The organism is Micromonospora sp. NPDC023644 (assembly GCF_040640115.1).
GTDB lineage: Bacteria > Actinomycetota > Actinomycetes > Mycobacteriales > Micromonosporaceae > Micromonospora.
Genome location: NZ_JBFABA010000005.1, coordinates 52,163 through 78,553 on the forward strand (window position 1 = coordinate 52,163; position 26,391 = coordinate 78,553).

21 protein-coding genes and 1 pseudogene are annotated in these 26,391 nt (G+C 71.9%); 10 read left to right on the forward strand and 12 right to left on the reverse strand.

Annotated features, from left to right (window positions below; translation table 11 throughout):
• The first annotated feature begins 40 nt into the window (after nt 1–40).
• Nucleotides 41–2,194, forward strand: coding sequence for an MMPL family transporter (locus AB0G08_RS05935; protein WP_358083741.1), 2,154 nt, complete (start codon nt 41–43; stop codon nt 2,192–2,194).
• Between the two features lie 98 nt (nt 2,195–2,292).
• Here AB0G08_RS05935 and AB0G08_RS05940 read toward each other — a convergent pair whose 3' ends face one another.
• On the reverse strand, nt 2,293–4,713 hold the full coding sequence (locus AB0G08_RS05940) for an acyl-CoA dehydrogenase family protein (protein ID WP_358083744.1): 2,421 nt from the start codon (nt 4,711–4,713) through the stop codon (nt 2,293–2,295).
• Between the two features lie 22 nt (nt 4,714–4,735).
• A complete protein-coding gene (locus AB0G08_RS05945; protein WP_358083747.1) occupies nt 4,736–6,379 on the reverse strand; it encodes a fatty acyl-AMP ligase in 1,644 nt (547 codons plus the stop codon).
• Nucleotides 6,380–6,555: 176 nt separating this feature from the next.
• Between AB0G08_RS05945 and AB0G08_RS05950 the strand changes: the two genes are divergently transcribed.
• Entirely contained in the window at nt 6,556–12,201 is a 5,646-nt protein-coding gene (locus tag AB0G08_RS05950; protein ID WP_358083750.1) for an SDR family NAD(P)-dependent oxidoreductase, read from the forward strand.
• 75 nt (nt 12,202–12,276) lie between these two features.
• Here AB0G08_RS05950 and AB0G08_RS05955 read toward each other — a convergent pair whose 3' ends face one another.
• From AB0G08_RS05955 to AB0G08_RS05965, 3 genes are read right to left on the reverse strand one after another with little or no spacing between them, the layout of a single operon-like run.
• Complete coding sequence (locus tag AB0G08_RS05955) at nt 12,277–12,747, reverse strand: SRPBCC family protein (protein ID WP_358083753.1); 471 nt, start codon at nt 12,745–12,747, stop codon at nt 12,277–12,279.
• A 31-nt stretch (nt 12,748–12,778) separates the two neighbouring features.
• The gene (locus AB0G08_RS05960) at nt 12,779–13,804 is read right to left on the reverse strand and encodes an SDR family oxidoreductase (RefSeq protein ID WP_358083756.1); all 1,026 of its coding nucleotides are present in this window, start codon (nt 13,802–13,804) and stop codon (nt 12,779–12,781) included.
• Nucleotides 13,801–15,045 carry an aminotransferase class III-fold pyridoxal phosphate-dependent enzyme gene (locus tag AB0G08_RS05965; protein WP_358083759.1) on the reverse strand — a complete coding sequence of 415 codons (1,245 nt, stop codon included), beginning with the start codon at nt 15,043–15,045 and terminating at the stop codon, nt 13,801–13,803. The genes AB0G08_RS05960 and AB0G08_RS05965 overlap by 4 nt, the downstream gene beginning before the upstream one ends.
• Nucleotides 15,046–15,166: 121 nt before the next feature.
• Here AB0G08_RS05965 and AB0G08_RS05970 point away from each other — a divergent pair, with 121 nt between their 5' ends.
• From AB0G08_RS05970 to AB0G08_RS05985, 4 genes are all read left to right on the forward strand, one after another.
• The gene (locus AB0G08_RS05970) at nt 15,167–16,000 is read left to right on the forward strand and encodes an enoyl-CoA hydratase-related protein (RefSeq protein WP_358083763.1); all 834 of its coding nucleotides are present in this window, start codon (nt 15,167–15,169) and stop codon (nt 15,998–16,000) included.
• Between the two features lie 16 nt (nt 16,001–16,016).
• Entirely contained in the window at nt 16,017–16,496 is a 480-nt protein-coding gene (locus AB0G08_RS05975) for an SRPBCC family protein (RefSeq protein ID WP_358083766.1), read from the forward strand.
• Nucleotides 16,497–16,509: 13 nt separating this feature from the next.
• Nucleotides 16,510–17,109 (forward strand): hypothetical protein, encoded by a 600-nt coding sequence (locus AB0G08_RS05980; RefSeq protein ID WP_358083769.1) that lies wholly within the window; start codon nt 16,510–16,512, stop codon nt 17,107–17,109.
• A gap of 119 nt (nt 17,110–17,228) precedes the next feature.
• The gene (locus AB0G08_RS05985; RefSeq protein WP_358083772.1) at nt 17,229–18,182 is read left to right on the forward strand and encodes a serine hydrolase domain-containing protein; all 954 of its coding nucleotides are present in this window, start codon (nt 17,229–17,231) and stop codon (nt 18,180–18,182) included.
• Between the two features lie 101 nt (nt 18,183–18,283).
• Here AB0G08_RS05985 and AB0G08_RS05990 read toward each other — a convergent pair whose 3' ends face one another.
• Nucleotides 18,284–18,952 carry a TetR/AcrR family transcriptional regulator gene (locus tag AB0G08_RS05990; protein ID WP_358083775.1) on the reverse strand — a complete coding sequence of 223 codons (669 nt, stop codon included), beginning with the start codon at nt 18,950–18,952 and terminating at the stop codon, nt 18,284–18,286.
• 90 nt (nt 18,953–19,042) lie between these two features.
• Between AB0G08_RS05990 and AB0G08_RS05995 the strand changes: the two genes are divergently transcribed.
• A complete protein-coding gene (locus tag AB0G08_RS05995) occupies nt 19,043–20,242 on the forward strand; it encodes an FAD-dependent oxidoreductase (RefSeq protein WP_358083778.1) in 1,200 nt (399 codons plus the stop codon).
• 141 nt (nt 20,243–20,383) lie between these two features.
• On the opposite strand, the gene AB0G08_RS06000 is transcribed toward AB0G08_RS05995, so the two are convergent.
• The 5 genes from AB0G08_RS06000 to AB0G08_RS06020 form a co-directional block, all read right to left on the reverse strand.
• Complete coding sequence (locus tag AB0G08_RS06000; protein ID WP_358083781.1) at nt 20,384–20,887, reverse strand: hypothetical protein; 504 nt, start codon at nt 20,885–20,887, stop codon at nt 20,384–20,386.
• A 422-nt stretch (nt 20,888–21,309) separates the two neighbouring features.
• On the reverse strand, nt 21,310–21,684 hold the full coding sequence (locus AB0G08_RS06005; protein ID WP_358083785.1) for a cyclic-phosphate processing receiver domain-containing protein: 375 nt from the start codon (nt 21,682–21,684) through the stop codon (nt 21,310–21,312).
• Between the two features lie 132 nt (nt 21,685–21,816).
• Nucleotides 21,817–23,055 (reverse strand): sigma-70 family RNA polymerase sigma factor, encoded by a 1,239-nt coding sequence (locus tag AB0G08_RS06010; protein ID WP_358083788.1) that lies wholly within the window; start codon nt 23,053–23,055, stop codon nt 21,817–21,819.
• A gap of 64 nt (nt 23,056–23,119) precedes the next feature.
• Nucleotides 23,120–23,491, reverse strand: a complete 372-nt coding sequence (locus AB0G08_RS06015) for a YciI family protein (RefSeq protein WP_358083792.1) — start codon at nt 23,489–23,491, stop codon at nt 23,120–23,122.
• 33 nt (nt 23,492–23,524) lie between these two features.
• Nucleotides 23,525–24,067, reverse strand: a complete 543-nt coding sequence (locus AB0G08_RS06020; RefSeq protein WP_358084181.1) for a DUF998 domain-containing protein — start codon at nt 24,065–24,067, stop codon at nt 23,525–23,527.
• 258 nt (nt 24,068–24,325) lie between these two features.
• Between AB0G08_RS06020 and AB0G08_RS06025 the strand changes: the two genes are divergently transcribed.
• On the forward strand, nt 24,326–24,751 hold the full coding sequence (locus tag AB0G08_RS06025; RefSeq protein WP_358083795.1) for a hypothetical protein: 426 nt from the start codon (nt 24,326–24,328) through the stop codon (nt 24,749–24,751).
• A 99-nt stretch (nt 24,752–24,850) separates the two neighbouring features.
• Here the strand turns inward: AB0G08_RS06025 and AB0G08_RS06030 are convergent, their stop codons facing one another.
• Nucleotides 24,851–25,126, reverse strand: a complete 276-nt coding sequence (locus tag AB0G08_RS06030) for a hypothetical protein (protein WP_358083799.1) — start codon at nt 25,124–25,126, stop codon at nt 24,851–24,853.
• Nucleotides 25,127–25,242: 116 nt separating this feature from the next.
• Between AB0G08_RS06030 and AB0G08_RS06035 the strand changes: the two genes are divergently transcribed.
• Entirely contained in the window at nt 25,243–26,130 is an 888-nt protein-coding gene (locus AB0G08_RS06035) for a GNAT family N-acetyltransferase (RefSeq protein WP_358083802.1), read from the forward strand.
• A gap of 63 nt (nt 26,131–26,193) precedes the next feature.
• Nucleotides 26,194–26,388 (forward strand): annotated as a pseudogene (locus tag AB0G08_RS06040) (transposase); the annotation flags it as partial.
• Nucleotides 26,389–26,391: the final 3 nt, after the last annotated feature.

Genomic DNA, 26,391 nt, shown 5'->3' on the forward strand with positions numbered 1-26,391 from the left:
GTCGTTCCGCACCACCGCGGTCGAGCGAAGGGTAACTGCGATGTTGGATCTCCTCGGCCGGCTCGCGCACCGGGCGCGCCGGTGGGTGATCGCCGCCGCCGCGGTGTTCCTGGTCGCCGCAGGCGGCTGGGGAGCCGGCGCCTTCGACGACCTGGCCGTCGGCGGGTTCACCTACGCGGCCAGTGAGAGCTCCCGCGCCGACGAGGTCGAACGCAAGGCGCTCGGACGCAACGACGCGGACGTCGTCGTGTTGTTCGGCAGCGACCGCTGGACGGTGGAGGACCCCGCGTACGCCGACGCCGCCCGCCGCGTGCTGGACGGGCTGCCGGCGGACCGGGTCGAGGGCGTGACCGACTACTGGCGGGCCAGAGTTCCCGCCCTGGTCAGCACCGACCGGCACGAGACCTTCGCGGCGGTGCAGGTCGCCGGCGCCACCGAGAACGACCGCCTCACCAACTACCTGGCCATCAAGGACAGCCTGACCAGCCCGGACCTCGACGTCACCGTCGGGGGGCCGCTGGCGCTGATCGACGACGTCAACAGCCAGAGCAAGGCCGACCTGACCCGCGCCGAGGCGCTGGCGCTGCCGATCCTGTTCCTGCTGCTGGTGCTCATCTTCCGCAACCTGCTGGCGGCGCTGCTGCCGGTCGTGGTCGGGGTGCTGGCGATCGTGGGCTCGATGGCCGGCCTGCGGCTGCTGGCGCAGTTCACCGACATCTCGATCTTCGCGGTCAACGTGGTCACGCTGCTCGGTCTCGGGCTGGCCGTGGACTACAGCCTGTTCATGGTCAGCCGGTTCCGGGAGGAACTCGGCGCCGGCCACCCCGTCCCGGAGGCGTTGCGGCGGACCATGGTCACCGCGGGCCGGACCATCGTCGTGTCCGCGGTGACCGTCGCGCTCGCGCTGGCCAGCCTGGCCGTCTTCCCGCAGGTGTTCCTCCGCTCCATCGCCGTCGGAGGGGTCGCCGCGGTGCTGCTGGCGGGGTTCTTCGCGATGACCGTGATGGCGGCGATGCTGTCCCTGTTCGGGCTGCGGCTGCGGGAACGTCGCCGCAGGCCGGTCGAGACCGACCCGGACTCCGGCGCGTGGGCGCGGATCGCGCGGACGGTGATGCGCCGACCCGTACTCATCGGGGGCGCGGTGATCGCCGTGCTGGTGGTTCTCGGCCTGCCGTTCCTGCGCATCTCCTACGGCTGGCTCGACACCCGGGTGCTGCCTGCCTCGGCGGAGAGCCGGCAGGTCCAGGACACCATCGAACGGTCGTTCCCGGACAGCGTCACCCGGCCCATCGAAGCCATCGTCACGCTGGACGGCCCGGTGACCGGTTCTCCCGGCCGGGAGGAGATCGCCGCGTACGTGCAGCGGGTGGCCGCCCTGCCGGACGTACGGCAGGCGGACCTCAGCGGTCTGGCCGGCGACACCGCGCGGGTCACCGTCCGCTTCGACGCGGAACCGATCTCCGAGCAGGGCCGGGACCTCGTCGACGCCGTCCGCGACGTCGCACCGCCGCCGTCCGGCACGGTGCTGGTCGGCGGCGACGCCGCCGGGTTCGCCGACCTGATGGACATGCTCGCGCAGCGGCTGCCGTGGATGGCGCTGCTCGTCGTGGTCACCACGTTCGTGCTGTTGTTCCTGTCCTTCGGCTCGCTGGTGCTGCCGGTCAAGGCGATCCTGATGAACGTGCTGAGCCTGACCGCGGCGTTCGGCGCGGTGGTGTGGGTCTTCCAGGACGGCAACCTCTCCGGGCTGCTGCGGTTCACCTCCACCGGCAACATCGACGTGGTGCAACCCATCCTGATCTTCGCCGTCGCCTTCGGACTGTCGATGGACTACGAGGTGTTCCTGCTCTCGCGCATCCGCGAGCACTACGACCTCAGCGGTGACAACACCGAGGCGGTGGCGGTCGGGTTGCAGCGGTCCGGCCGGATCATCACCAGCGCGGCCCTGCTGCTGGTGGTGGTGATCGGGTCGTTCGCGACCGCGAGCGTGCTGGTCGTGAAGATCATCGGTATCGGGCTCGCCCTCGCCGTCGTCGTCGACGCCACCGTCGTCCGCGCGCTGCTGATGCCGGCCACGATGCGGCTGCTCGGCCGGCTCAACTGGTGGGTGCCCGGGCCGCTGCGACCGCTCTACAGCCGGTGGGGGATCCGCGGCGAGAACGCCCACCTGGACGCGGAGCGTACGACCGTGTAGAGCCACCCCGCCGCGGTGCCCGCGGCGGGGAAGTCACCGCCCGGCGTGGGGCGCGCCCGTGGCCTGGGGGACCGCCCCCCAGGCCACGGGATGGAAGGTCAGTAGATCAACGCCCGGCCGAGGCCCATGTCGGTGAGGCGGGTGGAGTGCACGATGCTCGTGACCTCGACGGCCTTCTGGAGGCGTTCCTCGGGCGTGGTGTCGACCAGCCGCCGCCCGTCCCACACCTCGTAGTCACCGATTGCGGCCAGGTGCGGGGCGATGCCTTCCTGGAACCAGTTCTCCCAGCGGGTGAGCTGGTCGGACACCGGCAGCTGCTCCCACAGCCGCATGCCGTCGCGGATGAGCGCGACGAGGCGTTCCTTGTCGTCGGGGTGCCGCTGCACGTGCTCGCGGATGATCGACGTGCCGACGGCCAGGTGGCGCACCTCGTCGATGGCGGCGCCCTTCTCCATGTCCGCCATGCGCGGGTCGAGCGGCCGCCACTTGCGTTCGCTGAGTTCGAACGACGGGGCGAGGAACCCTTCGACCAGGATCGTCAGCAGCACCACGCCGCCGAGGAAGTCCTGTCGGTCGCGCACGATCGGCATGCCGTACTCCTCCAACGGATCGAGGATGGCCGCCCTGTCGTGCGCGGTCTCCCGGGCGATGACGGCGGCGACGTCCCGCTCGTCGACGCCGAGGTTCCGCAGGTGGTTACGGAAGATCATCGCGTGCCGGGTCTCGTCCATCAGCTGGGTGGCGTAGAACTCGGCGGTCGTGGAGTCCGGCGCGCACGCCACGATGTAGCCGATCGCGCGGGCCGCCCGCTCCTCGGCGAGCGCCCGGAACGCGACCTCCTGGATCAGTGCGTCGCGCAGCGGACCCGGCTCGTGCAGGAAGTCCGGGGTCACCAGCTCCGGCGAGTAGCCGACGATGTTTCCGCGCAGCGTGCGCTGCGGGACGTTGGCGAACCAGTACCGCAGGTCGCAGTCGCGCGCGGTCAGCCGGATGCCCTCCGCGCCGTCGAACAGGGCGGACGCCTGGTCCCAGTCGGCGGCGTCGTCCGCCGTCATCCCCGACCGCTCGCCGGAGCGGGGGGCGGCGGGCTGGGGACTGTAGGTGACCGCCGGCTGCGGGCGCGGGGCGGGCACGGTGACCGGCGCCGCGTCGGCGGCTCGAACAGGGGCCGGCTCGATCGTGGGGCCGGGCGCGGGTGCGCCGGCCGGCGCGACCACGGACGGCGGCACTGGCGCCGCCGGCGCCTGCGGCGCAACCGGCACCTGTGGCGCGACTGGTGACTGTGGGGCAACCGGCACCTGCGGCGCGTCTGGTGGCTGCGGGGCAACCGGTGCCTGAGGTGCCGCCACCGGTGGTTGCGCGGCCGGCGCCGGGGCGCTGTCGTTCATCATGAACGGGCCGGTGCCGTCGAGGAAGTCGACAAGCGGCGCCGCGACGCTGGCGCGCGACGGCGGGTGGAACGCGACGCACTGGCAGGCCGCGACCAGGTAGGCCACCTCGGGGGAGCGGATGAACGACATCCCCCCGAGCATCTCGACCGCCTGGCGGGCGGCGTCGGTGATGGCGTCCTGCGCGCCGTAGCGGGCCATCAGGACACGGGCCAGCGCGTCGTTGTCCGTGTCACCGGCCTGCATGGCGCGGGCCGCGCCCTCCAGCAGCTGCGTCGCCGTCTCCAGGCGGGTGCCCAGGGCGGCGCGGTCGGTGACCGCGCCGCGCCGGTCGGCCAACGCGCGTTCGACGAGCGCGCTGGCCATGCCCAGGTACGACGCGGTGATGAGCAGCTCGAACCAGATGAACCCGACGGTCTGCAGGTCGTCGAGCATCCCGTCCGGGCCGTTCTCGGTCGGGATGACCAGTTCCTCCTCGATGAACACGTCGGTCAGCCGGACCTCGTCGCTCTCCGCGCCGGCGAGCACGCTGCTGCCCCAGAACGGGTGCCGGGTGATGCCGCGCAGCGTGGCCGGCATGAGCAGGAAGGCCGTCTGCTGGCCGCCGCCCGGTGCGGGCACCGCCACGCTGGCCGTCAGCAGGTCCATCGAGTGGCTCAGGCTGCACGGTTTCTTCGACCCGTTGATCCGGTAGCCGCCGTCCACCGGCGTCGCCGTCATCGCGGGGGAGAGGATCCCCTGGGCCGGGCGACCCTCGGCGAAGCCCGAGGAGACCAGCAGGTTGCGGCTGGTGATCGCCTCCAGCAGCGCCCACTCCATGCCCGAGTTCTTGATGCTCTCGGCGAAGGTGAACAGCGTCGCCACGGAGAAGTGGTGCATCGTGGTCGCGACCGCCAGCGACGGCGCGTGGGCACCGATCGCGCGGGTGACCCGTACCGCGTCCAGGGGGGACGCGCCGAGTCCCCCGTAGTCCTTCGGGATCACCAGGCTCGGGCCGCCGCTGGCCCGGAACACCGGCAGCGTGGCGCCGCCGGCGGCTTCCCGCTGCTCGAACGGGATCTTCGACAGCCCGTCGAGCAGCCCCGGCAGGTACGATTCGCAGAGGGCGCGGGCCTGATCGAGGGAGCGCACAGATGTCCTCCGGGGGCGACGGTCAACGAGGGATGAGGGAGTGGGCGGCCGCGCGGCGCAGCTTGCCCGACGGCGTCTTCGGAAGGGTGCCCGGCGGCAGCACCACGATCTGCGCCGGACGGGCGTCGACGTCGGCGAGGACCCGGTTGGCGATGGCGTCGGACAGCGCCTTCTCGGCGGCCGGGTCCCCGGCCAGGCGTGACTCGACCAGCACCGCGAACGACTCCCGCGCCACCGAGTCGCCGGCCATGAGCCGTACCGCCGCGACGTTGCCGTCCCGGACGCCGTCGACGCCGGCGGCCGCGCGTTCGATGTCGGTGGGATAGATGTTGCGCCCGCCCATGATGATGACGTCCTTGCGGCGGCCGCAGACCACGATCCGGCTGTCGACCAGGTAGCCCTCGTCGCCGATGTCCAACCAGCCGTCGTCGTCGAGGGCGGGGGCCGGACCGTCCTCGGTGAGGTAGCCGCGGGTCACCGAGTCACCGCGCAGCTGCAACCGGCCGACCTCGCGGTCGCCCAGCTCGGCGCCGGAGTCGTCGACGACCCGCACGGCGACGCTCGGGTGGGCGGCGCCGAGCATGGGCAGCCGGCGTACGCCGGCCGGGTGGTCGTCACCCGCCGGTACCGCCCGCCGGTTCTTCTCCAGCTCCAGGGCGTCGACGGTGTCGAGGAGCATCGGATCCGACAGCGCCGACAGCGAGATGACCAGGGCGCTCTCCGCCGCGCCGTAGCAGCAGTTCACCGCCTCCGGCCGCAGGCCGAACCGTGCGCCGGCCGCGACGAACGCCTCCACCGTCGACGGGTCGATCGGCTCCGCCCCGTTGCACAGGGCCTTCAACCGGGACAGGTCGAGCGAACCGGCGTCGGCGCGGGCGAGCTGCCGGGTCAGGATCGCGTACGCGAAGTTCGGCGCGGCCGTGATCGTGCCGCCGTAGCGGCTCATCAGCTCCGCCCACACCATCGGGCGGGCGAGGAACTCCGCGGGCGTGACCATCACCAGGTCGATGCCGGTGAACATGGGCAGCAGCAGGCAGCCGACCATGCCCATGTCGTGGAAGAGCGGCAGCCAGCTGACCAGCACGTCGTCGTCGCCGCACTCGAGGTGGGCCGCGGTGTCGACGAGGTTGGCGTGGATGTTGCGGTGGGTGATCCGCACCGCCTTCGGCTCGGCGGTCGAGCCGCTGGTCAGTTGCAGCAGCGCGGCGTCGTCCTCGGCGGCGGGCACGACGGTGAACTCCCGGTCGCTGTCCAGGTCGCCGATCATCAGGTGGGGGATGCCCCGCTCGCGCAGCACGCCGGCCATCGCCTCGAACGGGGCGCCCACCAGCACCAGCCGCGCGTCGATCATGCGCAGCACCCGCAGCGTGTCGTCGCGCCAGACGGACAGGTCGGTCCGCGGGGTCGGCTGGTGCAGCATGGTCACGCTGCCGCCGGCCAGCCACGTCCCCTGGGCGACCCGCGCGACCTCTCCCGGGTCGCCGGCCAGGACCGCGACGGCCTGGCGGGGGGCCAGCCCGCCCGCGACCAGCGCCGCCGCCGTACGCCGGGCAGCCTCGTGCAACTGCCCCCAGCTGCGCCGCACCGGGTCCGCGGGGGCGCCGGTGACCATGCCGCCCGGCGACCGCCCGGCGGTGCCGACCACGGCCTCGACGAAACGGCTCACCTCAGTCTCGCCAGAATCATGCGGGCCAGCCTAGACAGGCCGATCGACAAAGACCATAGATCCTTTGTGGAGTCCGTACGGGCGATTGTGCCCGCGACCATGGCCGATAAAGGATGACCGCTGCCCGGTAGTCGACCGCGGCACTGACGATGATGATCCGGAAGGCGGCCGCCTGCATGGGTGACTCCAGGACGCAGTGGTGGTTGGATGTCGTACGCACCCAGGCGGCCGAGGCGCTCGGCCGGCCGCGGGGTGACGTCACTCCGGACGGCGCCTTCGCCGACCTGGGCTTCGACTCACTGACCGCGCTCGAACTGGCCGACCGCCTGTCCGAGGCGAGCGGTCTCCAACTGTCCGGCACCCTCGCCTTCGACTATCCCAACCCGCAGGCGCTGGCCGAGTACCTGGCCGCACAGGTCGACGGCCCGGACCCGGACCCGGGAGCGGGGCGCCACAGCGCGGCCGGCGAGCCGGGCGGCACGCGGTCGGGTGAACCGGGCGGCACCCGGTCGGGGGAGCCGGAGCCGATCGCCATCGTGGCGATGGCCTGCCGCTTGCCCGGCGGAGCGGCCACCCCCGAGGACTTCTGGGCCTTCCTGGCCGACGGCCGCGACGGCGTCGGCCCGTTCCCGACCGACCGGGGCTGGGACCCGCAGGTGTTCCATCCCGACCCCGACCACCCCGGCTCCACCTACGCCCGGCACGGGGGATTCCTCTACGACGCCGGCGACTTCGACGCCGGGTTCTTCGGCCTGTCGCCCCGCGAGGCGTTGGCAACCGACCCGCAGCAGCGGCTGATGCTGGAGATCTCCTGGGAGGCGCTGGAACGCGCCGGCGTCGACCCCCGCACGCTGCGCGGAAGCCGCACCGGCGTCTACACCGGCGTCATCGCCAGCGACTACGCCCCGCGCCTCGGCGCCATCCCGGCGGAGGTCGCCGGCTTCCTGATGCCCGGCAACGCGTCCAGCATCGTCTCCGGCCGCGTGTCGTACGCCCTGGGCCTGGAAGGGCCCTCGCTGTCGGTCGACACCGCCTGCTCGTCGTCGCTGGTCGCGCTGCACCTGGCGGCCCGCTCGCTGCGTAGCGGCGAGTGCGACCTCGCCCTGGCCGGCGGGGTCACCGTGATCGGGACGCCGTTGGTGTTCACCGAGTTCAGCCGCCAGCGCGGCCTCTCCCCGGACGGGCGGTGCCGGTCGTTCGCCGCGTCCGCCGACGGCACCGGGTGGGCCGAGGGCGCCGGCGTGCTGGTCCTCGAACGGCTCGCCGACGCACGCCGCCACGGCCGGCGCGTCCTGGCGGTCCTGCGGGGCAGCGCGGTCAACTCCGACGGGGCGTCCAACGGCCTCACCGCCCCCAACGGCCCGTCCCAGCAGCGCCTCATCGCCGACGCGCTCGCCGATGCGGGGCTCGACGCCCGCGACGTGGACGTGGTGGAGGCACACGGCACCGGCACCCGGCTGGGCGACCCGATCGAGGCTCAGGCGCTGATCGCCGCGTACGGCCCCGGCCGGCAGCGTCCGCTGTGGCTCGGGTCGGTCAAGTCGAACATCGGACACACCCAGGCGGCGGCCGGCGTGGCCGGTGTCATCAAGATGGTGTCGGCGCTGCGGCACGGGCGGCTGCCCCGCACCCTGCACGTCGACGAACCCACCCCGTACGTGGACTGGTCCGCCGGCCCGCTGCGGCTGCTCACCGACGAACAGCCCTGGCCGGCCGGCGACCGGCCGCGCCGCGCGGCGGTGTCGTCGTTCGGGATCAGCGGCACGAACGCGCACGTCATCGTCGAGGAGGCGCCGCAGGACGAGCCCGCCGTCGCGACCGACGACGCGGCCGTGCCGGCGCCGCTGGTGCTCTCCGCGCGGACCGTCCCCGCGCTGCGCGAACACGCCCGCCGCCTCGACGCCTTCCTCGACGCCCACCCCGACCTGCCGGCCCGCGCGGCGACGGTCGCGGCGGCCCGGCGTACGGCGTTCGAACAGCGCGCCGTCGTCCTCGACCGCGCCGCCCTCGCGGCGCTCGCCGCCGGGCAGGACACCCCGGCCGTGGTCACCGGCACGGCCGGCGAGGGCAGGCTGGCCCTGGTCTTCCCCGGTCAGGGATCGCAGCGGCCCGGAATGGGGCGGGAACTCGCCGCGGTCGAACCGCGCTTCGCCGCCGCCCTGGACGAGGTCTGCGCCGCACTGGACCGGCATCTGGACCGCCCCATCCGCGCGGTCGTCGACGGCGAGCCGGACCTGCTGGACCAGACCGAGTACACCCAGCCGGCGCTGTTCGCCGTGGAGGTGGCCCTGTTCCGGCTGCTGTGGCACTGGGGCGTCCGGCCGGACTTCGTCCTCGGCCACTCGATCGGGGAGATCACCGCCGCCCACGTGGCCGGAGCGCTGTCGCTGGACGACGCCGCCCGCCTCGTCGTCGCCCGCGGACGGCTGATGCAGGCGCTGCCCGCCGGCGGCGCGATGGCCGCGATCCAGGCCACCGCGCAGGAGGTCGAGCCGCTGATCGCCGACCCCGCGGCGCAGGTCGGGCTCGCCGCCGTCAACGGCCCGACGTCGGTCGTCATCGCCGGCCCGCGCGACGCGGTGCGGGCCGTCGCCGACGCGTTCGCCGCCCGAGGCCGCAGGACCACCCGGCTACGCGTCAGCCACGCGTTCCACTCTCCGCTGATGGAGCCGGTGCTCGCGGACCTCGCCAAGCTGGAGGCGGACCTCACCCACCGGGCGCCGGAGATCCCGCTGGTCTCCAACGAGACGGGCCTGCCGGTGGACATGATCACGCCGGGGCACTGGAGTCGGCACGCGCGGCAACCGGTGCGGTTCGCGCAGAGCGTACGCCGGCTTCGTGAGCAGGGGGTGAGCCGGTTCCTGGAGGTCGGGCCCGGCGGCGTGCTGTCGGCCATGGTCCTCGACTGCGTCGGCGACCTGGACACCGACACGGGTGACCCGACGATCGCCGTGCCGCTGCTACGCGACGGGCGCGACGAACGGGACTCCGCCTGGGACGCCGTGGCCCGCCTGTTCGTCGGCGGCGTGGACGTCGACTGGCCCGCGCTGGTCGGCGGGGACGTCCCGCCCGCGGAGCTGCCCACCTATCCGTTCCAGCACCGGCGGTACTGGTTGACCCCGGCGGCCCGGCCGCTGCCCGGGGAGCCGGTCGAGACGCCGGGCGCCGCGGTGTTGACCGGCGAACTGTCGGTCGCCGCCCAACCGTGGCTCGCCCAGCACCGGGTGGGCAGGGCGGTCGTCGTGCCGGGGGCGCTGCTGGCGGAGCTGGCGGCGCGCGCGGGGGCGCACGCCGGCTGCCCCGAGGTGGTGGAGCTCCTGCTGCAGGCGCCGCTGGTGCTCCCCGAGGACGGTGCCGTGCAGACCCGGGTGGTCGTCGCCGGGACCGACGGCGACCCGACCCGCCCGCTGACGATCCACGCGCGCCCGCCCGGCGGAGCGTGGACGCCGCACGCGACGGGAACCGTCGCCCCGGTGCGGACCAGCGACGCCACCCGGTTGAAGCTGTGGCCGCCGCCGGGCGCGGCGCCGCTGGACACGGAGGGCTTCTACGACCGCCTGCGCGCCGGTGGCTACGACTACGGCCCGGTGTTCCGGGGCGTCGGCCGGGCCTGGCAGCGGGGCGACGAGATCTTCGCCGACGTGACGCTGCCGGCCGACGCCGCCGGCGCAACCGACGAGTTCCTGCTGCACCCGGCCCTGCTCGACGCTTCGCTGCACGCCCTCGGCCTGCTCGGCGACGCCGGCGCGGACGACGGGATCGCGCTGCCGTTCTCCTGGGCGGGCCTTCAGGTGCACGCCGCGGGCGCCACGGCGCTGCGGGTCCGGCTGACCCGCGACGGCGACGGTGTCGACGTCGTCCTCGCCGATCCGTCCGGTGCGCCGGTCGCCTCGGTACGGCACGTCGCGCTGCGGCCGATCGCCCCCGACCGGCTCGCCCTCGGGCCGTCCGGGTCGGGCGGCGGGTACGAGCTGCGCTGGGTGCCGGCCGCCGCGGTCCGCTCCGAGCGGCCGGTGGTATGGCTCGACGAGTCGACGGCCAGCGATGAGGTTCCCGACCTCGTCTTCACCGAACTGCCGCCGGGCGGTGACGACCCGCACCCCACCGTCGCCGCCACGCTCGACCTGGCACACCGCTGGCTGGCCGACCCGCGGTACGGCGCCGCCCGGTTGGCGGTGGTCACCCGGGGGGCCGTCGGCGACCGGTGCCGGGACCTGGCTCAGGCGGCGGCGTGGGGGCTGCTGCGCTCGGCGCAGTCCGAGCACCCCGACCGGCTCGTGTTGATCGACCTGGACGACGACCCGGCGTCGCGGCAGGCGCTCGCCGCGGCCGGCGCCGCCGGAGAACCGCAGGTCGCCGTCCGCGCCGGCGACCTGCTGGTGCCTCGGCTGCGCCCGTCGGCCGCCGACGGCCACGGCCCGGAGACCGCGGCCCCCACCGATTCCCCGGCCGTCACCGGCGTCGGAGCGCGGCCGTGGGCCCCGCAGGGCACCGTCCTCGTCACCGGCGCCACCGGCGCCATCGGCCGTCTCGTGGCACGGCACCTCATCGAGCGGCGCGGGGTGCGGCACCTGGTGCTCACGTCCCGGCGTGGGGCCGACGCCCCGGGCGCCGACGACCTGCTCGGCGAGCTGTCCGCGCTCGGCGCGGAGTCGGTGCGCGTCGTCGCCTGCGACGTCGCCGACCCGGCGGCCCTGACCGGCCTGCTGAGGTCCGTCCCCGCCGAGCATCCGCTCACCGCCGTGCTGCACCTGGCCGGTGTGCTGGACGACGGGGTCGTCGAGACGCAGACCCCGCAGCGGGTGGCCGCGGTGCTGCGGGCGAAGGCGGACGGCGCCCGGCAGCTGCACGAGCAGACCCGCGGCTGCGACCTGGCCGCGTTCGTCCTCTTCTCCTCCGCCGCCGGCCTGCTCGGCTCGCCCGGACAGTCGGGGTACGCCGCCGCCAACGCCTACCTCGACGCCCTCGCTGAGCAGCGGCGCGCGCAGGGGCTGCCCGGGCAGTCGCTGGCGTGGGGCCTGTGGGAGCTGCCGGACGGGATGGCCGGGCAGGTCGGCGCCACCGGCCTGCGGCGCATGCGCGGGATCGGGCTGACGCCGTTGTCGCCGGCACGCGGACTGGCCCTGCTGGATCGGGCGCTCGACTCGGACGCGGTGACGCCGGTCCTCGTCGACGTGGACGGCGCCCTGCTCGACGGGCACGACCGGCGGTCGGTGCCGCCGGTGCTGCACGACCTGATGGCCACCGCCCGCCTGGCCGGCGCGCACGACGCCGGCCTGGTGTCGCCGGCCACCGCGTCGGTCGACCCGATGACCGGAGGCGTGCCCGGCGGCACCCGGGCCGCGGGCACGGACCTCGCCGGGACGCTGCCCGGGCTCGCTCCCGCCGAACAGGACCGGGTGCTGCGTGAGCTGGTGCTCGCCGAGGCCGCGATGGTGCTCGGCCACACCTCCGCCGCCGACCTGGACGGCACCCGGAGCCTGCCCGAACTCGGATTCGATTCGCTGACGGCGGTCGAGCTGCGCAACCGGCTCGCCGCCGCGACCGGGCTGACGCTGCCGGCGACCCTGGTGCTGGACTACCCGAACGTGCGGGAACTCGTCGGCTACCTGCGCGGTGAGCTGCTGCCCGAGCAGGCTTCCACCCCGATCGGGGTGCTGGAGGAGCTGACCCGGCTGGAGTCCAGCCTGGCCAACCTGACGATGGACGCCGTGGCGCGCAAGCGGCTCGCCGACGCCCTGAACCAGCTGCTGTCGCTGGTCGACACCGAGTCGGACAAGGTCGACGCGGCGAAGGACGACTTCTTCGACCTGCTCGACTAGGGGTCCCGCCTCGGCCGCAGCAACGCGGGCCGTCCTCCAGCCGCTCCGGCGACTGGAAGGCGGCCCGCGGGTCGCTCAACCGACCGGGGCGGCCTCCACCACGGTGACCTCGATGTCGGAGCCGAACAGCCCGAGCAGGATGTTCCGGATCGAGTCGCGCATCGCCGTGCACGCCACCGGGTCGATCAGGCTCGCCAGGGAGGCGATGCCCAGGTCGAATCGGCTCTCGAACTCGACCCGCACCGCCTCGCCGGCCTCGACGACCAGCCACGAGCCGGTGAACGTCGCGAAGTCGCCCTTGGTCTGTTCGAAGTCGATGCGGCGGTTGACCGGGTCGATCTCGTCGCGTTCGGTCCAGACGAGGATGCCCCGGCGGAAGTTCACCTCCCACGTCGACTCCACCCGGGTCGGGCTGACCTGGGTCACCCCGACCGTCCGTACGGTGTCGGTGAACTCCGGATACGCCGCGAAGTCGGCCAGCCGGTCGAACGACTCCTTGGTCTCTGCCCTGGGCAGCAGAGCGTGCACGATGACGGAACACTCCATCGCGGGTGACCTCCTCAGCTCGGGTTGAGGATCACTGCCGCAACCCCCGGATCAGGTGACGCAGGCTGACCCGCCACGCGTCCTCGGCCTGCGCCGGGGTCATCGCGTCCGGTCCGCCGGGAATCGTGCCGAACGACGTCGGCAGCAGTTCGGGGATGATGACCAGCCCGCAGACGGCCACCACGCCGTCCAGCCGTGCCAGGTCCTCGGGGGGAAGGACGTCCGCGAACGCCGGCCGGACCAGCCGGTCCACGATGGACGGGTCGGCGATCCGGCCGTCGGGCACGTCCATGCCGCACTCGCGGGCGGTCTCCGTCACCAGTTCGAGGTAGCGCTCCACGGGGATGCCGGCGGGTCCGGCGGTCAGCCAGTAGTCGCCCTTGCGTAGGTCGGCGTCGAGCACCGCGCGGATCGCCTGCGCGACCATGTCCTGCGGGACGAGGTCGAAGAACGTGCCGGGATGCGCCGGAACGAAGGGCAGCTCGCCCGTCACCAGGTACTCGGCGAGCTGGTGCACCCCCTGGTGCTGGCGGATGACGCCGGTACGGGAGTCGCCGATGACGATCGCCGGCCGGACGATCACCGCGTCGATGCCGCTGTCGCGGACCAGCTGCTCGCCGAGGTACTTCGACGTGACGTACTCGTCGGTCCGGGCGGCCGCCTTCTCGGTGCCCAGCCTGCCGCCGCCGCCTTCGCAGCCGTACCGGGACACGTAGGCGGTGCTGACGTGGACCAGGGTCGCGTCCGCCTCGGCGGCGAACTCGACGACCCGGCCGAGGCCCTCGATGTTGAGCCGGTTCACCTCCGCCTGGTCGGCGGAGAAGTTGACGATGGCGGCCGAGTGGACCACCGCGTCGACCTCGGCGCACAGCTCGCGGTAGGCGCGGCGGTCGAGCCCGAGCGAGGGGGCGTGCAGGTCCAGCCTGACCACCCGGTTCGCGCCGCCCGGCAGGCGTCGGTAGGCGGCGGCGAGCACGTCGTACCCGGAGAGCTCGGCCAGCACGGCGGTGCCCACGACGCCGCTGGCCCCGGTGACCAGCACGGTACGTCGCGTCATGCGGGGGAGTCGCTTCCGGTGGCGGGGAAACGCGCGGCCAGGCCGGCGCAGGCCCGCTCGAACGAGGCGACCAGCCGCGTCTCCTCGTCGGGGGTCATCGTGGCGGGCGGGGTCAGCCGCAGCACCGGGTGCGCGTTCATCGAGTGGTTGACGACCACGTCGTTGTCGAGCAGGTCCATCAGGAACTCCGCGGCGTGCATGGCGGAGCGGAACTCCACCCCGATGAGCAGCCCGGCGCCGCGTACGTCGGCCACCAGATGCCCGATCGGGCGCACCGCCTCGGTGATCGCCGCGAGCAGCCGCGCGCCCAGCTCGGCGGCCCGCTCCACCAGCTTCTCATCCCTGATCACCTCGACCGTCGCGCGGACGGCGGCCATGGCGAGGGGGTTCGCGGAGAACGTGGACGTGTGCAGGTAGGGGTCCTTGTCGAACGGGGCGAAGGCCTCCGCGGTCGCCAGGGTCGCCGCGACCGGCACCAGCCCGCCGCTGAGCGCCTTGCCGACCAGCAGGACATCGGGCCGTACGCCTTCGCGGTCCGCTGCCCACCAGGTCCCGAGCCGCCCCAGCCCGGTCATCACCTCGTCCAGGACGAGCATCGCCCCCCGATCGCGGCACAGCGTCTCGACCGCCTTGAGATAGCCGGGCTGAGGGATGATCACCCCGCCCTCGCTCTGCACCGGTTCGACGACCACGCAGACGTCCCGGTCGACGACGGCGGCCAGCTCGTCCAGGTCGCCGAACCTGACGTGGGTGACCTCGGGCAGCAGCGGGCGGAACGGATCCTGGTAGAGCGACCGCGCGGTGAGCGACAGCGCGCCGACCGTCTTGCCGTGGTATCCGCTGTGCATGGAGACCAGCCGGTGCCGCCCGTTCGCCCGGGCGATCTTGATCGCGGTCTCGACCGCCTCCGCGCCGGAGTTGGAGAAGTGCACCTTGACCAGGCCCTCCGGCGCCACCGAGACCAACGCCTCGGCGGCCCGGGCGGCGGGCTCGTTCAGCAGCACCCGGGTGGACAACGCCTGCCGTTCGAGCTGCTCGCGCACCGCCGCGAGCACGACCGGATTGCCGGCACCGACGAAGAACACGCCGTAGCCGGCGCAGTTCAGCAGTTGGCGACCGTCCGCGGTGTGCACCACGGTGCCGGTGGCGCCGACCTCCAGTGGGGTGTGGAGCATGGCGGCGACCCGCCCCAGCCCCTCGCCGAGATGGCGGCGGTAGATCTCGAAGACACTGGAGGACACGGCGGAAGTCTGCCCCAACGGCACCAGCGGAACAATGGTCTACTCAGGACAGCCGACGGTGACCGAACAGCCGACCCGCCGAGCATTGCTGCGGGCGTTGACCTTGCTCTATGGTGCGGCCGTGGACACGTACCGCGAGATCACTTACTCCGTTTCGGACCGGATCGCCACGGTCTCGCTCAACCGTCCCGAGGAGCGCAACGGCTACACCCTGCGAATGGCCGACGAACTCGCCCACGCGTTCGACCGTGCCGACCGCGACGACGACGTCCGGGTCGTGGTCCTCACCGGTACGGGCGAGCACTTCTGCGCCGGGCTGGATCCGTCCGTGACGGAGTTCGACACCCCCGACGACCCCGAGGCCGAGTGGGCGGAACCGGCGGGGCGGTGCTCGATGCGGATCTTCGCGATGAACAAGCCGGTGATCGCCGCGATCCGGGGCGCGGCCGTCGGCGCGGGCGCCACCATCATCCTGCCGGCCGACTACCGCCTCGCCGCCACCGACGCACGATTCGGGTACGTCTTCAGCCGGCGCGGCATCTACGCCGAAGGCGCGTCCACCTGGTTCCTCCCGCGGCTGGTCGGGATGGGCTGCGCGCTCGACTGGATGATCAGCGGGCGGGCGTTCGACGCCGCCGAGGCGCTCTCGGCCGGCCTGGTGCACAGCGTCCACGAGCCGGAGCACCTGCTCGACAAGGCGTACCAGCTCGCGCGGACCATCATCACCACCACCGCGCCGGTGTCCGTGGCGGTCATCCGGCAGATGCTGTACCGCACCAGCGCGCTGGACTCGCCGTACCCGGCGCACCGGCTGGACTCCCGCCTCTCCGCCGAGGCGCTGACCAGCGCGGACGCGAGGGAGGGCTTCGACTCCTTCCGGCAGCGACGCGCTCCGGCCTTCCCCGGGCGGGTCAGCAGCGACCTGCCCGACCACCTCCCGTGGAGGAACGAATGACATCTGTGGTTGCGGCATGACGCGGGCAGCCGGGCACGGTCCGGAAATCGCCGAACAGATCACCGTCGCCGCACCGGCGGGGGCGGTCTACGCGGCCGTCGCCGACGTACGGCGGATGGCCCGATGGAGCCCGGAGTGCGTCGCGGTCTGGGTCACCCGGCGCGACGGCGGGCAGCCGCGACGGTTCGTCGGCTGGAACCGGCGGGGCCCGTTGCTGTGGTTCACCACCTGCCGGGTCGTCACCGCCACGCCGGGCAGCGAGTTCGCCTTCGACGTCACCACCTTCGGCCAACCGGTGGCCCGCTGGGGCTACCGGTTCAGCGAGACCGACGGCGGCACCGAGGTGACCGAGTACTGGCAGGACCGGCGCAACGGGGCGGCCCACGTTCTCGGCCGGATCTTCACCGGCAAGGTGGCGGGCGACCGCCCGACCGCGAACCGGAGCGGCATGCGTGAGACCCTGCGCCGGTTGAAGCGGGAGCTGGAAGCGGCCTGACCCGGGTCGCAACTTGAACATGGGCACTGATATCGCTGGTGGGGTGGAAGTCCGCCCGTACGGTCGTGGTTCGCCGTGGCTACTGGCCAATGTCAACCTGGATGCCCTACCTCGCCACTACGATGCCTTCGGACTGCTGTTTGGTGTACGAAACTTCGCCGGGTTCGCACCCGTTGCGCCCGGCCGCGGCCTACCGGAAGACGCCAGCCCGGAGTTGCTTGGCCTCCAGTGCGCGGACAGCGAACACGGTCAGACTTGGGTGTCATGGACGGAGCTGGCCCAAGTCGATTGGAGCGTACGAGCGCTCCGCGTTGACGACCGGATTCACGAGTACAGGCTGACAAGCGACGGACCGCGTCTCGTCGGCAAGGCCAGCCATCATGGGCATGCCTGGCGCGCGGTGGCCGGCGAGCGTGCCGATCCCAGGGGCAGCGCCTACCCGGAGGGAACCGAATGGCGTGCCGGCGATCGGTTGTGGCGAGTGGAGCGCCTCTCCCGCGGTGACGTGTTGCGTGTCGATCCGCAGTTGCGGGCACTGCTGGACACCATGCGTGATCTCGCCGAGCGGCATGGCGGCGACAACGTACGGCTGCTTGTGTGGTTCGACAGTTAGCAGCTGGCGACCAGGACCTCTACAGAGAGTTCGTCGCACTCCCGGGGCGGTTGCGGCCAGGCGGTGGCCCGGCTGCTGGAACTCATCGGTGTGGTCTGGCCAAGCCATACTCGGGAGTCATGGGGTTCGAAGAGGAGTGGCAGGACCTGGTTGCGGGTACCGACCGCGTTTCTAGCATCGGGGTCGCGGTCGGCGGGCTCGACGGTGACGTCCGGGCCGCCGGTCACGACCTGCTGTTCCCGGCGTGCTCGATCAGCAAGCACGTCGCCGCGTTCGGCACGCTGCGGCTGGTCGCCGACGCGACCCTCGACCTCGACACCGACGTCAACGCCTACCTGTCCGCCTGGCAGTTGCCAGGAACCGGCACGGTGACCGTACGCCAGCTTTTGGCCCACACCGCGGGCCTGACCGAGAACTGGTTCCCCGGGTACGCCGCGGGCGAGCCCGTGCCAGCACTGAAGCAGATTCTGCGGGGTGAGCCACCGGCCAACACGCCCAGGGTCCGGCGCGAGCTGCCGCCGGGCACTGAATTCCGTTACTCAGGCAGCCACTACGCGGTTCTCGAACAGCTCCTGACCGACGTGACTTCGACGCCGTTCGACAAGCTGATGGCGACGCTCGTGCTGGAACCGATGGGCATGGCGGACAGCAGCTACGATCAGCACTTCCCGAACAGGCACCGGGACCGTGCGGCCCGCGGCCACTGCGGCGGCACCCCCGTGCACGGCGGCTGGCACACGCAGCCGGAGATGGCCGGCGCTGGGCTGTGGAGCACCCCGGCAAACCTGGTGCGGCTGGAGCTGGAGATCGTCCGTGCCGCCGCCGGCAGATCCGCGCTACTGCCGCAGGATCTGGCCGCGCAGATGCTGACCCCGCAGGTGCCCGGCGGGTTTGGTCTCGGCACCGAACTTGGCGACGGGCGCTTCGGGCATACCGGGCAGAACACCGGCTACAGCTGCTTCTCGTTCGCCTGGCCGGTGTCGGGCACAGCGGTCGCCGTGATGATGAACGCCGAGGACTGCCACGACACGCTGCTCGCCCTCATCGAGCTGGCCGGCCGCAACTACGGCTGACGCCCGGCAGCGCCAACTCACCCGGCATCGCGGGCACGCAGACATTCTCCGAGAGAAGCTCCTCGGGGCTTTGTCGTCGCGGTTCGACGGGCATTTTGATGTCACCGACTGGGACCGGACTGCCGGCCGGGCCGGCTGGCGGGAGACGCTGCGCTGGTGCCCATGGCGGGACGAGGCCCGCGCGCCGGATCGAAGACGCCGGCGCGGAGGGCTGCGGCGGCTGCGGCGGCGGTACGTTGTGCGAACTCCTCGTCGATGGGTTCGTCGACGACGAGCAGCCGCAGGAAGAAGGGCGCGCCTAGGATCTCGATCGCGGCCCGGGTGTTGGTGCCCTGAGGCAGTTCGCCGCGGGCGATGGCGTGGTCGACGACGGCCTTGGCGAGGCCGAACCGTTCGGCGAAGAAGCCGCGGACGATCTGCGCGGCGCGCGGGTTGCGGGGCGCGGCCGCGGCCAGGGCCGTGATCAGCTCGCCGGGTTCGCCGGTCATGCCGCGCCGGACCAGCAACGCCAGTTCTTCCAGGTCCGTGTCGAGGTCGCCGGTGTCCGGGATCGGGACGACCTCACTGGCGTACTCGCTGAGCAGGTCGCCGAGGACGCCTTCCAGGTCGGTCCACCGGCGGTACACCGACGTCTTGTTGACGCCGGCCACCTGGGCGATCCGTTCGACGGTCAACTCGGCGTACCCGTCGGCGAGGAGACCATGGGCGGCTGTGAGGACCGCGGCCCGGACACGGGCGCTGCGCCCGCCCGGTCGCTGGCCAGCAGACATCGGACACCTCCTTTAACGCACCGGCTGTTGCGTTACCTCCTACCATCATGTCAGACTCAGAAAGCAACACAAGTTGCGATTGGAGGGGTTATGAAGACCACTGTCTGCGTCGTCGGCGGCGGGCCCGCAGGGCTCGTCCTGGGGCTGCTGCTCGCCCGGCAGGGAGTGGAGGTCACCGTGCTGGAGAAGCACGCCGACTTCCTCCGGGACTTCCGCGGCGACACGGTGCATCACTCCACACTGAACATGCTCGACGAGATCGGGCTCGGCGACCGGATGGCGGCGCTACCCGGGCGCAAGGCCGGCGCGTTGCACGCCACCTTCGACGACGGCACCTACACCGTCGCGGACTTCACGCGCCTGCCGACGCCACACAACTACCTGTACTTCGTTCCCCAGTGGGACTTCCTGGAAATGCTCGCGACCGAGGCGGCGAAGTGCCCCGCCTTCACGCTGCTCCGCTCCACCACCGTGACGGGCCTGCTCCGCGACACGTCCGGCTCCGTCACCGGCGTGCGCGCCGTAGGCCCGGAGGGCGAACTGGAGATCGAGGCATCGCTCACCGTCGCCTGCGACGGCCGCGATTCGGTGGTACGCCGCGAACTCGACCTGCAGCCGGTCGACTACGGCGCTCCCATGGACGTGCTGTGGTTCCGGATCTCGCGTCGCGCAGGCGACGGCGACGGCCTGGCGATCCGAATCGGCGCCGGCGGGCTGATGCTCGCCATCGACCGCGGCGACTACTACCAGTGCGCGTACGTCATCGCCAAGGGGGGCTACGACGAGATCCGCGCAGCCGGGCTGGAGGCGCTGCGGGAGCAGGTGACGCGCCGGCACCCGGTCCTCGCCGACCGGGTCGGTGAACTCGCCACCTGGGACGACGTCAAACTGCTGACGGTGAAGGTCAACCGACTGCAGCGGTGGCACGCACCCGGCGCGCTGCTCATCGGCGACGCCGCACACGCCATGTCCCCGATCGGCGGCGTCGGCATCAACCTGGCAGTGCAGGACGCCGCGGCCACCGCCCGGATGCTGGGCCCGAACCTCGCCGCCGGGCAGCCGGTCACCGAAGCGGACCTCGCCGCGGTGCAGAAGCGCCGGCACTTGCCGACGGTGGTGACGCAGAACATCCAGCGCGCCGCGCAGCGGCGCGTCGTCGACCCGCTGCTGCACGCCACCGGCCGCATCGAGGCCCCGGCACCGATCCGCCTGCTGCAGCGGTTCCCGGCGCTTCAAGCCCTCCCCGCCAGGCTCGTCGGCATCGGCGTACGCCCCGAACACCTGCGCTGACCGATGGTCCCGGCAGTCGGACGGAGACGTGATCTGCTGTGACGGGGACGGTTCCAGTTCTGCCCGTTGCGCCCGCCGCCCCAGGTGACGGACTCATTCGGCATCCGGATCCGCCGCGATCAGGGGTGGGGGAGCGTGGAGTCAGTGTGCCGTCGGTGCCGGTCTGCGGCGATCCCGCCACCACACCTCGACGAGGATCGGTGGCAGCGCGATCGCGGCGCCGGCGAACGCAAGTGCCGCGGTGCGTCGTTGCTGGATTTCTTCACGTAGTTCTTCGTAGGTGGCCTGGTGCTCGATGACGTCGCCGCGGGACCGTACGCATTCGTCGCCGGGCCCGATCAGGACATCGTGGTTGGCCGGGTTGGCCTCGAAGCAGGCGATCCTGGTCGGCTTCAGTTCCCAGTTGACGCGGTCCCAGTCGACATCGATCCACGACTGCGACGTGCACACGTCGCCTGAGCAGGAGGTGCGCATCGGCAACTCCCAGCCGGAACGCAGCATGAGAGCGCCGACGAACAGGCCCAGCAGGACAGAGCTGAGGGAGACGACCGCGCGCATGTCAGGTTGGACCGTCGGCAGTCGTGCCTGGTTCCACCGGCGGCCCTCCAGAATGATCCTTTTCGCGCTCGCCGCGGTGTACTCCACCGAGACGAGCCCGAGTTTGCGTCATCTCACCCGGAGTGGCCCGGCGGGCGGTTCACCGACCTCGACCGAGGCCGGGCAGTCCTCCGCGCCGTACACGCGTATCGCGGCCGGGTCCGAACTCGATGTCGTCGGTCGGCGGTTTGTCGTCCATCTCCGCCATCGCGAGTTCGATCCGTTCCGCGCGAATCCGCACGTCGCGTCGCTCGCGTCGTTCCGCGACCTCGTCGCTCGGCTGACGCGGACGCCCGTGCCCCTTAGCACTCATAGCGAGTAAGTGTGGTAACTCGACGGCATGCCCTCAAGAGCCAACTGGCCAGCACGCCTCGTCCTTCGGGCGCCGAGTCCCGCGATAGTCGGCTATCTGCTTCTGCCGCAAGGCGCGAGGTCGGCTGGCCTGTGTCGCTCTGGCGCTTTGCAACCGGTCAGCTCGCGCTGGCGGTGCCGTCGAGATAGCCGACGTCCGTCGAGCCCGACGCGACGTGGACCTGGTAGCCCCAATGCCGCAGAACCTGGACGATCTTCGTGGCACCAGCCGGGTTGGCGGAGTGGACGTAGACGACACCGATGTCGAACCGGCGATCCTCGAAGGCGGCCCGTTCCAGCACCTCCACGACCGGCCAGATCGTGTCGTTTCCGCCCAGGTCATGGTCCAGCCACAACTCGTCCAACCGCTGCCCCCGGTACCGATCGAGGAGCTGAACCCCAGCCGCACTGCTACGGGCCACTCCCGCACTGCGGCCGTCCACGAAGGAACGCAGATCATCAACCAGAACGATCCTGGCCTCGCTGGCATCCACCCAGAGATGATGCCTGAAGTCGCCGTGTTCCGGCATCCGGATCTGCCGCCGACCGCGCTACAGAACGTCCACGGCAAGCGGATCGAGTCGGCTTCCCGTCGTGCCGATGTGCGGATGCCGGCCGACGATCGGTCAGCCGAGGTGGTGGGCTCGGCGTTGAAGGTATCGCTGTTCGACCTGGTTATGGGTCAGAGCGGCTGCTTCGCGGTACCGCGCCGCCGCGCTGGCCGCGTCACCGGTCATCTCAAGCAGATGTGCGCGGATCGCGCGTTCGCGTTGCCGGGTCAGCGGATCCTCGTCCAAGTGGTAGCCCCGGTTGAGGTCGTCGAGCAGGGCCAGCCCCCGGGCCGGCCCGTACGCGTGCGCGACTGCGACCACCCGGCTCAGCCGTACCGGCGCGGTCGGACTGAGCCGTTCCAGTCCCAGGTACAGCGCCGCGATCTGGGGCCAGTCCGTGCGGTCCGGCGACGCGGCGGCGGCGTGCACGGCCGCAATCGCGGCCTGCAGCTGGTACGTGCCGACCTCGCACCGCCGCCAGACGCTGTCGATCAGCTCGGTGCCCTCGCGGATCAGCTCGGGATCCCACCGTGTCCGGTCCTGCTCGTCCATCGGCACCAGTTCGTCGCCGTCGGTACGGGCAGCGCGCCGCGACTCGGTGAGCAGCATCAGGGCGAGCAGCCCGGTCACCTCGGGGTCGTCCGGCAGGGAGTCGCGGAGCATGCGGGTCAGCCGGATCGCCTCGCGGGTGAGGTCCACGCGAGAGAGCTCGTCGCCGGTGGAGGCGGTGTAGCCCTCGTTGAAGATCAGGTAGAGCACCTGCATGACGGCGTTCATCCGGCTGTCGCGGTCGGCGTCGGTCGGCGGGGTGAACCGGGCGCCGGCGCGGGCCAGTCGCTGCTTGGCGCGGCTGATCCGGGCGCCCATGGTGTTCTCGCTCGTCCCGTACGCGTGTGCGATCTCCGCCGTCGTCAGGCCGCCGACCGCACGCAGGGTGAGCGCCACCTGGGAGGTGGGGCTCAGCGCGGGGTGGCAGCACAGCAGCAGGAGCGTGAGACTGTCGTCGGCTTCCTGCGTAGGGCCTGCCTGGCGGATCGGGTCCCGCATCGCCAGCTCGCTCATGCCGGCGTGCCGCTCGCGGCGGCGTCGGGCCTGGTCGGTGCGGAGCAGGTCGACCATCCGCCGGTACCCGATCCGGATCAGCCAGCTGCGCGGGTTCTCTGGAACGCCGTCCGTCGGCCACGCCCGGCTTGCGACGAGTAGTGCCTCCTGTACCGCGTCCTCGGCGATGTCGAAGTGGCCGAAGCGCCGCACCAGCGCGCCGAGGACCTGCGGCGCCTCGGTGCGCAGCAGGTGCTCGACGTCCGGCGTCACGCCGGTACTGCCGTTCGTGTGCCCTCCAGGCATGCCGCCGTCCGGCGACGCTGGATGCGGCGGCTCATGCCGCGAAGTCCGCGCCCATGATCGGCCGGATCACCATCGGCTCGCCCAGAACCTCGACCATCCGCGAGACGATCTCGACGGCGCGCTCCTGGCTGCCCACGTCGATCACCGCGAAGCTGGCCAGGACCTCCTTGAGCTCGACGAACGGGCCGTCGGTGGCCACCACGCCGGTCGGGGTCCTGCGGACCGTGGTGCTGACCGCCGGGTGACCGAGTCCCTCGCTGCTGACGAACTCGCCGGTCTCGATCAGCTCCTGTTCGAACCGCTGGTACGCGGCGAACGCGGCCAGCGCCTCCTCGGACGGGGTGTCGGCGGTCGCGGCGTCCCAGGCGGCGGCCGGTGTGTAGCTGAGCAGCAGATACTTCATGGTCATCCTCGTGTTCGCGGGGCTCGGATCACGCTACGCCGACCAGCTCGAACGGCGCAGGGAGAGGGCGACGACCGTCGTCCAGGTGAAGGCGACCAGGCCGTTCACGGCGATCTGGATGCTCATGTGGCTCGGCGACATCGGCATCAGCAGGATGAGCGCGGCGAGGCCGTTCAGTACCGCCGGCAGGGCGGCCCGACGGCGGACGTGACGGATGGTCAGCACGATGGCGGCGACGGCCAGCGCGGTGAAGGCGATGGCGGCCGCCGCCGAGTGCGCGATGCTGTGCCAGGACATCTCGTCGACCGGCCCGTCAGGAGTCCCTACCGGGAAGCCGTACTCCGGATCCATGGTGAACACCCCGGCCGCGACGAGCCCGGCACCGAAGATCCCGACGAGGATTGGCAGCACACGCCGGCCGGTGCCCTCGGTGAGCGTGCGCCGGACACCGATGGCGAGGGCGATCCCGCCGAGGCCGGCGAGCACGAACGTGGTGATCTGGATCCAGCCGAGACTTCCGGTGGCCAGCTGGCTGATCGGGTGCCGTGTGATGTCGTAGCCCTCCCGCATGAGCATCTGCGTCACGGCCGAGGCTGAAAAGACCGGTCCGGCGAGGCCGCCGGCAAGGAGCAAGCGGGCGGACGAGCGGCGGACGGCAGGAACGGTGGCGGCGATGGTGGCCATGACTTCCTCCTCGGTGGGTGCTTGCCGCTACCTCGCGCCCGCACCGCGAAACTTGACGCACCAGAAGTGCGACCTGAGTCACATCATGTCGATGTCGAAGCCCGGGTGCCGCCTCCGAGGTACCGGCAAGCACCCACCGAGGAGGACGCGATGTCTGAGAACACCCAGCCGAGTGCCGAACTGACCGCACTGGACCGCCTGGTCGGCACCTGGTCGGTGACCGGCGGCGCCGAGGGAACCGTGCGGTACGAGTGGATGGTCGGCCGGTTCTTCCTGCTCCAGCACATCGAACTGAGCCAGTTCGGCCAACCCGTCACCGGTCTGGAGGTCATCGGCAACCTGCACCCGTTCGGCGAGCCGGTCGGCGCGGACGTGGTGTCGCGGTTCTACGACGCGGCCGGCAACACCTTCGACTACGTCTACGAACTCGTCGGCGACAAGCTGACCATCTGGGGCGGCGCGAAAGGCAGCCCGGCCTACTACGAGGGCAGGTTCAGCGCCGACGACACCACGGTCACCGGCGAATGGACCTACCCCGGCGGAGGCGGCTACGCCTCCACCATGACCCGGATCTGAAATCGGAAAGCCGCACCGACCCGAGCGGCCGGAGCGCCAGTGCCTCCTCAAGGACGAGGAGACACTGGCGCTCCGGCCGACGAGCGTGCACCGGAGGCGCTACGCCCACGGTGGAATGTAGCGGCCTACGTACGCGCGAGCACGGGGGAGCGGGTCATGCCAATACTGGTTCGGCATACGGCTGTGGTGCTTCTCGCAGAACTCAGCGAGACTGACCGTGATCTTGACGCGCTCCAGCGGGCGGCCTTCGAACTCTGTGTTGACCGCCAGCAACTGCGCCTCGGGATGCCAGCCCGAGTGGTCGAACGCCCAGCCATCCCAGATCGCGTAGACGTGGAAGACCTGCCGCTCGCGGCGGATCTCGGCGACGGTCAACGCGATGATTGACGGGTCAGCGGGGCCTGGACACAGACATTCGGCGAACCGTGACGAGAACGCCGGCTCCCTACAAAATCGATGTTGCCAGGTCGCTCCTTGGGTTTGGATGCACCATGAGCATCATTTTGAGCACCCCGAGCGTTGATGAGCTGTCACCAGCGGTGGACGCGCTCAAGGGGTGGCAGTACGACGGGGGACCGCTGCATCTGCATTCCGGCGATCTCGGCTGGCACTCGGTACGTGGTGCCGAGGCTACGGCCGCTGCCATCCGGATGTGGTCGCGCGACGGGGAGGTTCTCGCGATCGGGCTGCTGGACGGCCCCGAACTGGTGCGCATGGCCGTCGCTCCCAACTGGCGTGATGACGAGGCACTGGCCCGCCGGCTCGCCGCTGATCTGGACGAACCAGGGCGTGTCCTGGCTCCCGACGGTGCGACCGTCGAAGCCCGAGGTGCGGGGCTTCTCACCCAGCTACTGCTGAAGCGGGGTTGGGAGCGGGATGAGCCGTGGACAACGTTCCACCGCAGTCTCTCGGACCCGGTGGAGGACTGCGGTCTGCGTATCGAGACGATCGAGCCCGATCGCGCCGAAATGTGGGTCGCCGTCCACTGGTCCGCGTTCCGCGGGTCGCCCTTCACTGATGCCGACCGACGCCGCACGGTCGGAGGTTGGCTCGCCATGGTTGGTGGCCCGTTCTACGGTGACGCACGCTGCCTCGCCGCATTCGATCAGAACGACGACGCCGTGGCAGTGGCGGCTGTGTGGTCAGCCGGCCCGGGGCGGCCAGGACTCCTGGAACCGATGGGCGTGCACCGCAGTCACCGAGGCCATGGTTACGGCACTGCGATCACGCTTGCCGCCGCTGCGGCCCTTCGCGACATGGGTTCGTCCAGCGCGAGTGTGTGCGTGGAGAGTTCCAACGTCGGCGCCGTAGCTACCTACACCTCGGCCGGCTTCACGCCGTCAGCCGAGGTGGCCGATCTGCGCCGCGGTTCCCGGTGAACACCGGGCGAAGGTCGATACCCCTCGTGCCGGTAGTCGTAGCCAGCGGGCCGCATTGATCTGGCCTACGTGTCACCGGCGGGGCGGGCGATGATCGATCGTCGGCTCTACCTGCCGGAGACAACCTGGCGCGACCGGCCCGACCGCCTCGCCGCCGCTGGTGTGCCGGATGACGTTGGGTTCGCGACGAAGCCGGCCCTGGCCCGGCAGATGATCGCCGCCGCGATCGAGGCTGGTGTCCCGTTCGGGTGGGTGACCGGC